The organism is Massilia aurea, from assembly GCF_040790145.1.
Classification (GTDB): domain Bacteria; phylum Pseudomonadota; class Gammaproteobacteria; order Burkholderiales; family Burkholderiaceae_D; genus Telluria; species Telluria aurea_C.
In genome coordinates this window covers 972,912-985,619 of sequence record NZ_JBFMMP010000001.1, presented here as the reverse complement: position 1 = coordinate 985,619, position 12,708 = coordinate 972,912, and the positions used below count along the sequence as shown (strand labels likewise).

The 12,708-nt window shown below is 68.0% G+C and carries 11 protein-coding genes; 7 read left to right on the top strand and 4 right to left on the bottom strand.

The window, feature by feature from the left end:
* The first annotated feature begins 38 nt into the window (after positions 1–38).
* Together AB2N08_RS04135 and AB2N08_RS04130 are read left to right on the top strand one after the other, a co-directional pair.
* Positions 39–1,100 (top strand): NAD(P)H-dependent flavin oxidoreductase, encoded by a 1,062-nt coding sequence (locus AB2N08_RS04135; RefSeq protein ID WP_367609340.1) that lies wholly within the window; start codon positions 39–41, stop codon positions 1,098–1,100.
* A gap of 2 nt (positions 1,101–1,102) precedes the next feature.
* Entirely contained in the window at positions 1,103–1,645 is a 543-nt protein-coding gene (locus AB2N08_RS04130; protein ID WP_367609339.1) for a flavin reductase family protein, read from the top strand.
* Between the two features lie 44 nt (positions 1,646–1,689).
* On the opposite strand, the gene AB2N08_RS04125 is transcribed toward AB2N08_RS04130, so the two are convergent.
* Together AB2N08_RS04125 and AB2N08_RS04120 are read right to left on the bottom strand one after the other, a co-directional pair.
* Positions 1,690–2,085, bottom strand: a complete 396-nt coding sequence (locus tag AB2N08_RS04125; RefSeq protein WP_367609337.1) for an MAPEG family protein — start codon at positions 2,083–2,085, stop codon at positions 1,690–1,692.
* 153 nt (positions 2,086–2,238) lie between these two features.
* Positions 2,239–3,465 carry a metal-dependent hydrolase gene (locus AB2N08_RS04120; RefSeq protein WP_367609336.1) on the bottom strand — a complete coding sequence of 409 codons (1,227 nt, stop codon included), beginning with the start codon at positions 3,463–3,465 and terminating at the stop codon, positions 2,239–2,241.
* Positions 3,466–3,626: 161 nt separating this feature from the next.
* Between AB2N08_RS04120 and AB2N08_RS04115 the strand changes: the two genes are divergently transcribed.
* The 3 genes from AB2N08_RS04115 to AB2N08_RS04105 all read left to right on the top strand — a co-directional run bounded on the left by AB2N08_RS04115 (position 3,627) and on the right by AB2N08_RS04105 (position 8,448).
* The gene (locus AB2N08_RS04115) at positions 3,627–5,231 is read left to right on the top strand and encodes a methyl-accepting chemotaxis protein (RefSeq protein WP_367609335.1); all 1,605 of its coding nucleotides are present in this window, start codon (positions 3,627–3,629) and stop codon (positions 5,229–5,231) included.
* 97 nt (positions 5,232–5,328) lie between these two features.
* Positions 5,329–6,774: an oxygen-independent coproporphyrinogen III oxidase gene (gene hemN, locus AB2N08_RS04110; protein WP_367609334.1), complete on the top strand. Its 1,446-nt coding sequence runs from the start codon at positions 5,329–5,331 to the stop codon at positions 6,772–6,774.
* A 9-nt stretch (positions 6,775–6,783) separates the two neighbouring features.
* Positions 6,784–8,448 carry a heavy metal translocating P-type ATPase gene (locus tag AB2N08_RS04105; protein WP_367609333.1) on the top strand — a complete coding sequence of 555 codons (1,665 nt, stop codon included), beginning with the start codon at positions 6,784–6,786 and terminating at the stop codon, positions 8,446–8,448.
* A 12-nt stretch (positions 8,449–8,460) separates the two neighbouring features.
* Here AB2N08_RS04105 and AB2N08_RS04100 read toward each other — a convergent pair whose 3' ends face one another.
* Complete coding sequence (locus AB2N08_RS04100; protein ID WP_367609332.1) at positions 8,461–8,961, bottom strand: hypothetical protein; 501 nt, start codon at positions 8,959–8,961, stop codon at positions 8,461–8,463.
* 115 nt (positions 8,962–9,076) lie between these two features.
* Complete coding sequence (locus AB2N08_RS04095; RefSeq protein WP_367609331.1) at positions 9,077–10,042, bottom strand: arsenic resistance protein; 966 nt, start codon at positions 10,040–10,042, stop codon at positions 9,077–9,079.
* An 88-nt stretch (positions 10,043–10,130) separates the two neighbouring features.
* Between AB2N08_RS04095 and AB2N08_RS04090 the strand changes: the two genes are divergently transcribed.
* Both AB2N08_RS04090 and AB2N08_RS04085 read left to right on the top strand, forming a co-directional pair.
* Positions 10,131–10,514: a hypothetical protein gene (locus AB2N08_RS04090; RefSeq protein WP_367609330.1), complete on the top strand. Its 384-nt coding sequence runs from the start codon at positions 10,131–10,133 to the stop codon at positions 10,512–10,514.
* A 152-nt stretch (positions 10,515–10,666) separates the two neighbouring features.
* The gene (locus AB2N08_RS04085) at positions 10,667–12,499 is read left to right on the top strand and encodes a DUF885 domain-containing protein (protein ID WP_367609329.1); all 1,833 of its coding nucleotides are present in this window, start codon (positions 10,667–10,669) and stop codon (positions 12,497–12,499) included.
* Positions 12,500–12,708: the final 209 nt, after the last annotated feature.

The following is a 12,708-nucleotide window of genomic DNA, read 5'->3' as shown; positions in this document are numbered from 1 at the left end:
TATACTGGTGGGCCTGTGCAACCACCCATGGAGCGCCCTTGACTACCCTGACGACCCTGCTCGACATACGCCACCCGATCATCCAGGCGCCGATGGCCGGCTTCGGCACGCCGCAACTGGCTGCGGCCGTGACCGAAGCGGGCGGCCTCGGCTCGCTGGCGCTGGGCGCCGGCACGGCGGCACAGGCGCACGCCGCGATCACGGCGTTGCAGGCGCTGACGGGCGGCCCGTTCAACGTCAACCTGTTTACGCACGCGCCGGCGCAGCCCGATGCGGCGCGCGAGGCGCGCTGGCTCGACTACCTGGCGCCGCACTTCGCGCGCACGGGGCAGGCGGCGCCGGCCGCGCTGCATGAGATCTACCGCAGCTTCCTGGCTGACCCGGACATGCTCGAGGTGCTGGTGCGCACGCGCCCGGCCGTAGTCAGCTTTCATTTCGGCCTGCCAAGCGCGCGCCAGATCGACGCGCTGCATGGCGCCGGCTGCGTGCTGATGGCGACTGCGACGAACGTGGCCGAGGCGCGCGCCATCGAAGCGGCCGGCATCGATGTGATCGTCGCGCAAGGCTACGAGGCGGGCGGGCATCGCGGCATCTTCGATCCGAACCTGCCCGATCCGGCGCTCGGGACGTTCGCGCTGGTGCGCCTGCTGGCGCAGGCCGTGCGCATCCCGCTCGTCGCGGCCGGCGGCATCATGGACGGGCAGGGCATCGCCGCAGCGCTGCGCCTGGGTGCGAGCGGCGCGCAGATGGGGACAGCCTTCCTGGGCTGCCCGGAAGCCAATACGTCGGCGCACCACCGCGCGCTACTCGCGCAGAGCGACCTTGGCACGGCGGTGACGGCGACGATCTCGGGCCGGCCCGCGCGCGGGATCGTCAATCCGTTCTTCAGCGAGATCGGCGCGGCGGGCCATCCGCCGCCACCCGATTACCCGATCGCCTACGATGCCGCCAAGGCGCTGCATGCGGCCGCCAGCAGCCAGGGCATCCTCGATTATTCGGTCAACTGGGCCGGGCAAGCCTACGCGCTGGCGCGGCCGCTGCCGGCGGCGGACCTGGTGCGCCTGCTCGTGACCGAGATGACTGAAGCGCAGGCGGCGTGAACATGGCCCGCAAACCCGACCTGCCCCTGCACGAGGTGCGCCGTTTTCTTGAGCCGGGACCGGTGGTCCTGGTCACGTCAGCGCATGCGGGCGAGCGCGACGTGATGGTGATGGGCTGGCACACGGTGATGGAATTTACTCCCTCACTGATCGGCTGCGTGATCTCGTCCGCGAACCACAGCCATGGTTTGATTCGCGCCAGCGGCGAATGCGTGATCAATCTGCCCACCAGCAGCCAGCTCGAGGCGGTGCTGGGCGTGGGTTCGACCACCGGCCTGGATACCGACAAGTTCGCCGCGTTCGGCCTGACGCCGGAGGACAGCGACCTCGTGGCGGCGCCGTCGATCCGGGAATGCCACGCACAGTTCGAGTGCCGGCTGCATGACGACAGCCTGGTCGAACGCCACGACTTCTTCATCTGGGAAGTCGTGGCGGCGCGCGCGCTGGCGCGGCCACGACACCCGGAGACCTTGCACTACAAGGGCGATGGCACGTTCATGGTATCGGGCAAGGTGATCCGGCGTCAGCGGGAAGGGTTGAAGTGATCGCGGCGCTTTAATGCGGTCGGCAGGCGCACGTTTGACGGACGTCACCCAGTCAGCACGGCCGCCAACACCATCACCAGGCCGACCAGCGACACGAGCCACACCAGCGAGCGCACGAACGGAATGCCGGCCGCATACAGCGGCACGTAGACGATGCGCGCGAGCAGATACATCCAGCAGCCCCACAACGTCAGGTCGCCTTCGTTGCCCGACACATGCGCGATGATGACGGCTGCGGCGAACAGCGGCAGCGTTTCGAACAGGTTGGCCTGGGCGCGTTGCAGGCGCGCCGTGACGGGCCGCGGCGGCGGCGCCTCGCCGTCGCGGGCGCTGGCGTTGTACTGGATGCCGGTCTCGGCGGTGCGCAGGTTAGCGACCAGCATGATCTGGACGAGGGCCAGCACGAGGGTCCAGGCCAGCAGGGTCAGTTCGGTGGTCATCGATATTCCTTGTTGTGGTGGGCGGACGGCTTGCAGTGTGGCGCCTTTCCGGTTTCCAGGCGCGCACTGCTGACCGTGGCGGCGGATTATCTGCGTTGATGCCAGCGAATGACACACGGCGCCAGAGCGCACCAGGCAACCGTGCTTGCCACATCAATCGCCGAGCAGATCGTCCCGTGGCCGCTCCCATTGCGGCACGGAGCCCGGACACGGCTGGTTCGCCAGCGCCGTGTACGGCAGCGTCGAGAAATTGTCCACGCCGGGTTCGGAAAAGCGGATGTCGGTGGCCTTGCCATCGATCAGCGACGGCACGCGCGCAAAGCGCAGCCAGGCATCGATGCGGCAATCGGTCTGCTGCAACGTGCGCAAGCCGTCGAGATTGCCGCTCTCGCGATAGGTCCATGCCAGCGCAGCGGGGGCCGCAGCGGGGGCCGCGGCGGGCGCGCCGGCGAAACGCGCGGGACAGGCGTGGACGTCCGTCACGCCAGGGGCCAGGCTCAGCACGCCGAGACGGAGCGCATAGGTGCCTGCGCCGCGATCCGCGGTCACGGTCGCGAACGACCAGCACAAGGGGTTGGACGGCATCGCCGACAGCGGCAGGTCCAGCACGCGGCTGCCCGGTTCGGCCTGCGCCAGGACGCTGCGAATCTGTTCGCGCGCCAGGTGCCCGGCCACGCCCTGCACGGCGACAAAAGCGATGCAGGCGACAATCGCCGCGACCAGTGGGCCGCTCCCGCCCCGCCGCGAGGCCAGCCCGATGGCGCCAGCGACCAGCAGCAGTCCTGCCAGCGAACCCCATTGCAGGAAACCCAGCGCCGTGAACGCGACCGGTGCGGCCAGCAACAGCGCCACGAACAGCCAGCGCAGCATGCGCCCGGGCACCCGCAGCGCCAGCGCCACGCCCAGCGCGGTCCAGAACACGGGTTCGACGATGAACACCAGGTCGCCATACAGCCAGCGCGAATCGAGCGGATGGAACGGATGCACGCCGTACACGTTCAGGAAATCGAACGACAGGTGCAGCACCATGCCGAGCCCGGCCGTGGCGAGGATCGCGTTGCGCGCCGTGCGATCGCCCTGCAGCAGGCGCCGCGCGCCGGGCCACAGCAGCCACATCAGCCCGAGCAGCAGGACAATCTGTGGCAGCGCGAACAGCAGCGTGTGCGTGTGGCCACGGTGGTGCAGCAGGTAGCCGAGGGGCGGCGCCAGCAGCGGCGTAAGCACCAGGTCGAGGTCGGGGAAGTTGCTGGCCAGCGCGCCGGTGGCCAGCAGGACGCGGCGGCGCGTGCGTCCACGTTGCGGATCCGGGTAGGCCGGCAGGGCGCGCTCGACAAGTTCGCCGAGGGCAAGGCCGACCAGGGAGTGGGTCAAATTATCCATACGCCGAGTTTATCCTGAAAAGCAACAAGTTGATTCAAGCCAAGCTTCGTCGGATCACTACGCAGGATTGAACGGAACGTTTTTGATCCAGATCAAAAATTTTTTAGAAAGTGGTCCGTACAATTCGAAACTTGCAATGAGGCAATTTCTAGGAGAGCGCAGTGCGTCACAACCAGCCAGTCACCACGACCGAATACCGGATGCAAGCAGGGCAGTCGATCGTCTCGAAGACCGATACCAGGGGCCGCATCACCTACGTCAATCCGAACTTCGTCGAGGTCAGCGGCTTTGCCGAATCCGAGTTGCTGGGTAAAGCCCATAATCTGGTGCGCCATCCGGACATGCCGCCCGAGGCCTTCGCCGACATGTGGCGCACGCTGCAGGCGGGCGAGCCGTGGACGGGCCTGGTCAAGAACCGCCGCAAGAACGGCGACTTTTACTGGGTGGTGGCCAATGTGGCGCCGATCCGGGAACACGGCCAGGTCACCGGTTACATGTCGGTGCGCACCGCGCCCACGCGCGAGCAGGTCGAGACGGCAAGCGCGCTGTATCGCAAGTTCACGGATAACGACGCGCGCGGCCTAGCCATCGTGCGCGGGCGCGTCGTGCGTGCCGGCCTGGGCGCGCAGCGCTTGCTGGGCGACGTGCCGCTCGGCGTGCGGCTTGGCGGGATGCTGGGCGGCCAGGCGGCGCTGCTGGTGGCATTGGGTATGGCGGTCGATGGCGGCGCTTGGCGCCTTGTCGCCGGCGCAGGCGCGCTGGCAACGCTTGCCGCCTGGTACAGCCTGCACCGCAGCATCGTGCGGCCGTTGGGCGACACGATCGCCACCGTCCATGCGCTGGCCGGCGGCGACCTGGCGCACCGCGCTTCGGCGCGAGTTGGCGGCGAGATGGGGCGCCTGCAACTGGCGCTGCGCCAGTTGACGATCAACCTGACGGCTGTCATCGGCGACGTGCGCGACAACGTCAGCTCGATCGAGCACGCCACGCGCGCGATCGCCGCCGGCAATGCCGACCTGGCCAGCCGCACCGAAGCACAGGCCGCGAGCCTCGAGCAGACCGCGAACAGCCTGGGCAACATCGCCCAGGCCGCCAGCCGCAACACGGACAGTGCGGTGCGCGCCGACGGCATGGTGCTGGCCGCCACCACCGTGGCCGGGGACGGCGGCCAGGCCGTGCAGCGGGTGGGCGCGACGATGGAAGAAATCAGCGCCTCGTCGAGCCGCATCGGCGACATCATCGGCCTGATCGACGGCATCGCGTTCCAGACCAATCTGCTCGCGTTGAATGCCGCCGTGGAGGCGGCCCGCGCCGGCGAACAGGGACGGGGTTTCGCGGTCGTGGCCGGCGAGGTGCGCGGCCTGGCCCAGCGCACGGCCGGCGCCGCCCGCGAAATCACGGGGCTGATCGAGGCGTCCCGCGCCCACGTCGGCCAGGGTGGCCAGCTCGTCGGCGCTGCCGGCCAGACGATGCGCGACGTGGTGGGCAAGGTGGCCGACGCGGCCGCGATCATGAGCGAGATCACGGCCGCGAGCCGCGAGCAGGCGCTTGACATCGCCGGCGTCAACGCGGCCATGCTGGAACTCGATGCGATCACGCGCCGCAACGCGGCGCAGGTGGAAGAGTCGGCCACGGCCTCTGGCAGCGTTGCCGACGAGGCGGCGCGGTTGTCGCTGGCGCTGTCGATCTTCCAGTTCGGACATGCGGCAAGTGTGAACAAGGCAGACCGCACTGTCCCAATGCAAGGCAGACTCATGCGGGTTTGATGTAAATCAAAGATTCATTCGACCTGGATCAATAAACTGACTGCTGATCGTGCCACGTTGCCTTCCGCGACGTGGTCATAGCCGGAGTGAGCTGCTTATGCTGGTCGATGCCGACATCCCATCCGCTGTACGTCCTTTCGAACGTTCCAATGTTCCCTGTGCCAGCGCCCAGTTCGATGGCGAGTTGCTGGCCCGGCTCGGCAAGTCCGGGCCGCGCTACACCTCGTATCCGACCGCGGACCGCTTCAGCCCCGACTTCGGCGCGGGCGACTATCTGGCCGCCGTGACAATGCGGCGCCAGCGCGGCATGCGCCCGCTGTCGCTCTACCTGCACATCCCGTTCTGCGACACCGTCTGCTACTACTGCGCCTGCAACAAGATCGTTACCCGCCAGCGTGAGAAGGCGGCCACCTACCTCGCTTATCTCAAGCGCGAGATCACGCTGCAAAGCCGGCTCTTCGCCGGCATGAACGCCGTCGAGCAACTGCATTTCGGCGGTGGCACGCCGACCTATCTGCTCGACGCGCAGATGGCCGAGCTGATGGCGCACCTGCACGCCAGCTTCGGGTTCGCGCCGGACGCGATCGGCGAGTATTCGATCGAAGTCGATCCGCGCACCGTGTCGGTCGAACGCGTGCACAGCCTGCGCCGCCAGGGCTTCAACCGCATCAGCCTGGGCGTGCAGGATTTCGACCCCGATGTACAGCGCGCCGTGAACCGCGTCCAGCCCGAAGCCGAGACCGTGGCCATCATCGACGCCGCCCGCGCCGCCGGTTTTCGCTCGGTCAGCATCGACCTGATCTACGGCTTGCCGAAGCAGACGCTGGCCAGCATGGCGCAGACGCTCGACAAGGTGACTGCAGCCAGCCCGGATCGCATCTCGGTCTATCACTACGCCCACATGCCGCATCTGTTCAAGCCGCAGCGCCGCATCCTGGAGGCCGATATGCCGGCGGCGGCCACCAAGCTTGGCATGCTCCAGCTATGCATCGAGCGCCTGGGCGCGGCCGGGTATGTGTACATTGGCATGGACCATTTCGCCAAGCCCGGCGACGACCTGGCCGTGGCCCAGCGCCAGGGCCGGCTGCACCGCAACTTCCAGGGCTATTCCACCCATGCCGACGCCGATCTGGTGGCGTGCGGCGTGTCGAGCATCGGCGCGGTCGGCGCAACCTACAGCCAGAACGTCAAGACGCTCGATGACTATTACGCGCTGATCGACGCCGGTGCGCTGCCGCTCGGGCGTGGCATCCGCCTGGAGATGGACGATCTGCTGCGCCGCGCCATCATCCAGAAACTGATGTGCCAGTTCGAGCTGTCGATCGCGGCCATCGAGCAGGCGTTTCCGATCGTGTTCGCCGACCACTTCGCGGGCGAGCTGGGAGCCCTGCGCGCCATGCAGGCCGACGGCCTGGTTCACGTGGATGACGCCTGGATCAGCGTGACCCCCAAGGGCCGCCTGCTGATCCGCAACCTGTGCATGGTGTTTGACCGCTACCTCGGCCGCCAGGCCGACGGGCCGCGTCACTCACGCACCGTCTAGGGCGCAGCGATGAGCGTCGTACTGAATCACGCAGCGCTCGCCGCCGGTTTCACGGCAGACGGCCTGCGCGATACGGCCGGCGTCCGGACGATCGAGCGTCGTGGGATCAAGCTCGATCGCGCGCGCGCCGTGCTGGTGCGGCGGATGCAGGTGGCCGGCCTGTCGATGATCCAGGTGCTGTTGCATGTGGTGCCGGGGATGGCGCCCGCCTCGGCCGGCATAATCGCGCTGTGCCTGACGCTGCCGGTGCTGCTGTATTCGGCGCAACCGTTTTTCAGCGGCGCCTGGCATGACCTGAAACGGGGCGTGGCCGGCATGGACGTGCCGATCGCACTGGCGCTGGTTGTCGCCTTTGTCGACAGCTGCGCCGCGCTGGTGTTCGATTCCCGGGCGTTGCACTTCGACGCCGTGCCGCTGTTCGCGTTCGTGCTGCTGGCCAGCCGCTACCTTGCACTGTGCGGACAGCCATCGGCACGTCGCCGGCCGGGGCGCTCGCCAGAGACCGATCGCATCGCGGCCTGGTGCGTGAGCGGCCTGTTGGCCCTGACGGCGCTGGTGTATGCGAGCTGGCTGCAGATCGAGCCGGGCCGCGCGTCGCAGGTGGCGCTGGCCGTGTTGATGGCGGCGTGTCCGTGCGCGCTGTCGCTGGCCACGCCGACCGCGCGAGCCTGCACTACTGACAGCCTGCTGCAGCGCGGCGTGCTGGCCTTGCAGCCGCACGCGCTCGATACGATCGATCGTGCCACCCATGTCATCCTGGGCAAGACCGGTACGCTCACGCGCGGCCGGCCGGTCCTGTGCCGGACGGTGCCGGTCGGCGCGCTCGATGACGTGGCATGCCGCCGCATCGCGGCGGCGCTGGAAACCGGCAACCCGCATCCGCTGGGGCAGGCCTTGCGCGGCGGCGTGGCCGCGCCGCCGTTGGCCGAGCGGGTGCACATGGCGGCCGGGCAGGGCGTGGAAGGCTGGATCGACGGCGTGCGTTACCGCATCGGCAGCGCGGCCTGGGTGGGCGGTATCGCCGGCGGCGCGGCTCGCGCCGCAGCGCCGGCCGGAACGACATCGGTCTGGCTGGGACACGCTGCGGGCTGGCTGGCGCGCTTCGACCTGATCGACCCACTGCGGCCGGAAGCCCTGGCCGTGGTGGGGCGCCTGCGCGCAGCCGGCAAGACCCTCATCCTGCTGTCGGGCGACACCCAGCCTGCGGCGCAGGCGGTGGCAGCGCGGCTGGGCATCCCCACCGCCATCGGCGGCAAGCTGCCCCACGAGAAACTCGCCTGCATACGGCGCCTGCAGGCCGGAGGTGCGGTGGTCGCGGTGGTTGCGATGGCGAGCGCCGCTCAGGTAGACGCGGGTGACGCGGTAGACGCGGCGGCGCCGCGCGTGGCCGACGTGACGATCGCGATGGTCTGCGGGTCCGTGCCGGGGCAGCGCCACGCCGATGCGTTGATCATTGGCGACGACCTGACGCCGCTGGCCGATGCGCTCGACGGCGCGCGGCGCACGCTGGCGGTGATGCGCCAGAACCTGATCGGGGTCGCGGTATACAACGCGCTGGCGATTCCGGCCGCCGCGACCGGCCTGCTCGATCCCTGGCTGGCGGGTGTTGGCATGGCAGGCGTGTCGGTGCTGGTCGTGCTCAATGCATTGAGGCTGCGCGCGGCGCAGCGGTGAACCCGTACCGGGTCAGCCAGGCACGGCCCGCACCATGCTGGCGGCCATCACGACCAGCACGACCAGCATCATCAGCACCAACAGCACGGCCAGCGCCGCCAGTACGACCCGACGCCAGGGACGGCGCGTGTAGGCGCCGTTGGTGATGACCGCAATGTAGCGCTCTTGCGCGCGGCCGCCCCAGGCATGCCAGCCGGCCAGGATACCGATCGTCGCCGACAACGGCGGCGCCAGGTCGCGTCCGACAATCCCGCCCAGGCCAATCAGCACGCCGCACATGATGAAGTAGCCGAGCATCATGCCGCACCATGCCCTGGCTTCGAGGGACTGCTCATCTTCTCCCAGCGTATCCCAGTTGCACATATGGATGTAGGCGCTGAAAGCGGGCGAGAGCAGCAGGCCAAGGCATGTTGCAGCGCGCGGATTCCACAGGGGCAGGCTTGCGTCCAGCGAGCAGGCCTTGCTGGGGATGATAGACGGGGCATCCAGCGGGACGTCCAGGCAGGTTTCCACATCGATCTCCAGTGATTCCGTATGGAAACATCATGCGGGCGACACTGGTGGTGATCCTTGATGTCCGGCAGGTGGGGCCGATATGCAACACCGGCCTGTGCACAAACCCAACATCTCAGGCGCCGTCCGTGGCGCCCAGGCGTGCGATCGCACGCACATACACCAGTTCTGCGATCAGCTCGACCAGCGTCTGCGTGACGATGATCGCCGGCAGCAGCGGCAGGGCGCCTGGCACGGCCAGCGCCAGCGGCAGGATCACGAGCGAGTTGCGGGTGGCGCCGCTGAAGGCCACGGCGCGGCCGGCGGGCGCATCGAGACGACACAGCCGCGCCACGAGCCAGCCAGCGGGCGGCGCCAGCACCGCAAAGGCGAGGTAGATGGGGATGACGGCCAATGCGGCGCCCTGCGACTGGCCCAGTTGCGGCAGCACCGAGGCCACCACCACGAACAGCACCAGCGCCGTTGCCGGCACCGGCAACAGGCCAAGCATCGTGGATGCCTGCGCACCGGCGCGCGAGCGCGCGGCCCAGAACTGGACCGCCACTGCCAGCACCAGCGGCGCCGCAATCAGCCAGATGAACGCATCGATGAACGGCGCCGGCTGGACCAGCGCGGCAGCTTCGTCGCCCAGCAGAAGGCGCAGATACACCGGCAGCAGCACCATCTGGGCCACCAGCAGCACGGGCGTTGCCGCGAGCAGGGCGCGCGCATCGGCGCGGCCCAGGTGCGAGAACGTCACCACATAGTCGATGCAGGGGGCGAGCAGCACGAGCAGAACGCCAAGCCGGATCAGCGGCTCGTCCGGCGCCAGCGGCAGCAGGCCCGCGACCAGCAGCGGGATGACGATAAAGTTGGTCGCCAACAGCGCAGCGAGGAACCGCGTGTGCGTGAATGCCCGGCCCAGTTCGGCCAGCGGTACCTGCAGGAAGGTCACGAACAGCATGAGCGCCAGGGCCGGGTTGACGGCGGCGCCCAGCGTTGCGGTTGCCGGCATCAGGCCCGCCGCGATGGCGGCCAGTGCGACGGCGCCGAAGTAGATGGCGATCTGCCGGTGTTCGAGCCTGTCGCGCAATGCTTGCATGGGGATGTCGTCTTCTGCTGGATCGGGCCCGTATTGTAAGATGCCGGTGTCCGATCCATCAGGAGATCATGTGCAGTACCGGAACCTCATGTTGTACTGGCTCGCCCTGGGCCTGGGCGGAATGCTGGCCTTTCTCGTGCCCGGCGTCGGCTTCGCGCTGGGCATCGGCGCGCTGCTGTACTTTGTCTACGCGATTCCCTACTGGCTGATGTTCGTCGTGTTCCTGCACACGCGCCCGCGCAGCCGCTTCGTGTTCGGCATGGGCCGGCGCACGTTCGCCATCCGGCTGGCCATCGGCGCGGCCGTGGCGTGCATCGGCAGCCTGCTGCTCGGGTGGAAGGTGCTGGCCTGTATCGCGGCCGCGCTGCTGGCCTTTTGCGGCGAGAGCCTGATCAAGGACTGGATGCTGCTGACGGCGCGCGGCTATGCCGAGGATACGCCGCAGCGGCCGGCGGCCTCAGACGCCGGCTGACCTACGCCAGTTGACCCAGGCCCGTTGTCGGTCGTCCGGTACTTACGCCGCGCCGCAACAGCCATGTTGTCACTCTGTTTACTTCCATGTTAGATTCTTGGCGGCAAAAGCAGTATCCGCCGACGACAAACAATCACCAGGAAGTCCACTACATGCCATCGACCCGCCAGCGCAGCACGCGCGCCATCATCGCCGCCCTGTTCATCCCTGCCATGCTTGCCGGCGTTGCCTTGCCAGTTGCCGCCGCGCCGGCGCCCGTCGCCCAGGCCACCGCCACCAAGCCTGACGCCGCCTTCAACGCATGGGCCGACAAGTTCGCCGAAGACTGGGTGCGCCTGTCGCCGCAGTCGGCGACGTCGACCCAGTACTTCAGCGGCGCCGAACAGGCGCGGCTCGACCGCGAACTGACGCCCTTGACCGCCGCGCACCGCGAGAAGGCCGTGGCGCTGGCGCGCGAGGGCCTCAAGCGCATCGACGGCTTCAAGGCCGCGCCGCTGGACGCGACCCAGAAGATCTCGGCGTCGGTGATGCGCTGGTCGCTGGAAAACGTGATCGCCAACGAGCCGTTCGAGGACTACAACTTCGTGTTCTCGCAGTTCAGCGGCGTGCAGGTCGGCCTGGTCAACTTCATGACCAACACGCACCCGATGCGCAACAAGCAGGACGTCGACAACTACCTCGCGCGCCTGGACCAGGTGGGCACGCGCATGGACGAAGCGCTGGTGCGGGCACGGGGCGCCGCGGCAAAACAGCTGATCCCGCCGCGCTTCATCCTCGAACGCGCGCAGTTCCAGGTCGATCACTTCCTCAAGCCCTCGGCCGCCGAAAACGTGTTCGTGACGTCGCTGGCCGAGCGCAGCGCCGCACTGAAAGACCTGACGCCGGAAGCACGTAATGCCGCAATCGCGCGCGCCACCAGCATCGTGGAAACGAAGGTGCGCCCGGCCTACACGCGCGTGCAGGGCTTCATGGCAGAGATCCATCCGCGCACCGGCGACGTGGCCGGCATCTCGCGCCTGCCGAACGGCGCGGCGGCATATGCGCGCGCGCTGGAAAACTTCACCAGCACCAAGCTGACGGCCGACCAGATCCACACGATCGGCCTGCGCGAAGTGGCGCGCATCGAAGCCGACATGGACAAGCACCTGCGTTCGCTGGGTCTGACCGAGGGCGGCATCGAGGCGCGCATGAAGCAGCTCGACGCGCGCTTCCAGCCGAAAGGCGAGGGCGATCCGCGCCCTGGCATCATCGCCAGCTACAACGAGATGGTGCGCGATGCCGAGCGTCGCAGCGCGCCGCTGTTCAACCTCAAGCCGCGCGCGCCGGTGGATGTGCGCCGCGTGCCGCCGATGACCGAGCCGTCGGCCGCCGCCCACTACAGCATGCCGGCGCCGGATGGCACGCGCCCGGGCATCTTCTGGGTGCCGCTGGTGGGGCCGACCTTCCCGATGATCCGCATGCGCAGCCTGTCGTACCACGAGGCCGTGCCGGGCCACCATTTCCAGCTCGCGATCCAGCAAGAGATGAAGGACCTGCCGAAGTTCCGCAGCCAGCGCATCTTCAGTGGCGGCAGTGCGCACTCGGAAGGCTGGGCGCTGTACACCGAGCGCCTGGCGGTGGAGCAGGGCTGGTACGAAGGCGACGTGCCGGGCCTGCTCGGCGCGCTCGGTTCCGAACTGTTCCGCGCCCGCCGCCTGGTGGCCGACACCGGCCTGCACACCAAGGGCTGGACGCGCCAGCAGGCGATCGACTACGGCATGGGCGTGCAGGAGACCGAACGCTATATCGTCTGGCCGGGCCAGGCCAATGCCTACATGATCGGCATGCTGCGCATCCTGGAACTGCGCCAGAAAGCGCAGGCCGCACTGGGCGACAAGTTCTCGCTGCCGGCGTTCCATGACCTGGTGCTGGGCGCCGGGTCGGTACCGCTGGACGTGCTGGGCAATCTGGTCGATAACTGGATTGCGGGGCAGAAGAAGGCGTGAAGTCACGGGCGGCCGAGCAGCCGCTCAGTAGTTCTTTCGTTATCTGTAGCACGTCATCCCCGCCTCCGCGGGGATGATGTTTTTATGCCAGCGGAATAACGATGCGCAGCGTGGTCTCAACGAATCGGTGATCTGGGTTAAATCTCTGTGGTACGAATGCAAATGATAATGATTATCGTTTACATGTCTTTACATTCCCAAGTAGAATC

Coding starts and splice junctions, on each gene's coding strand:
- AB2N08_RS04130 (WP_367609339.1), top strand. CDS start 1,103: ATGGCCCGCAAACCCGACCTGCCCCTGCACGAGGTGCGCCGTTTTCTT.
- AB2N08_RS04125 (WP_367609337.1), bottom strand. CDS start 2,085: ATGACCACCGAACTGACCCTGCTGGCCTGGACCCTCGTGCTGGCCCTC.
- AB2N08_RS04120 (WP_367609336.1), bottom strand. CDS start 3,465: ATGGATAATTTGACCCACTCCCTGGTCGGCCTTGCCCTCGGCGAACTT.
- hemN (WP_367609334.1), top strand. CDS start 5,329: ATGCTGGTCGATGCCGACATCCCATCCGCTGTACGTCCTTTCGAACGT.
- AB2N08_RS04105 (WP_367609333.1), top strand. CDS start 6,784: ATGAGCGTCGTACTGAATCACGCAGCGCTCGCCGCCGGTTTCACGGCA.
- AB2N08_RS04095 (WP_367609331.1), bottom strand. CDS start 10,042: ATGCAAGCATTGCGCGACAGGCTCGAACACCGGCAGATCGCCATCTAC.
- AB2N08_RS04090 (WP_367609330.1), top strand. CDS start 10,131: ATGTTGTACTGGCTCGCCCTGGGCCTGGGCGGAATGCTGGCCTTTCTC.
- AB2N08_RS04085 (WP_367609329.1), top strand. CDS start 10,667: ATGCCATCGACCCGCCAGCGCAGCACGCGCGCCATCATCGCCGCCCTG.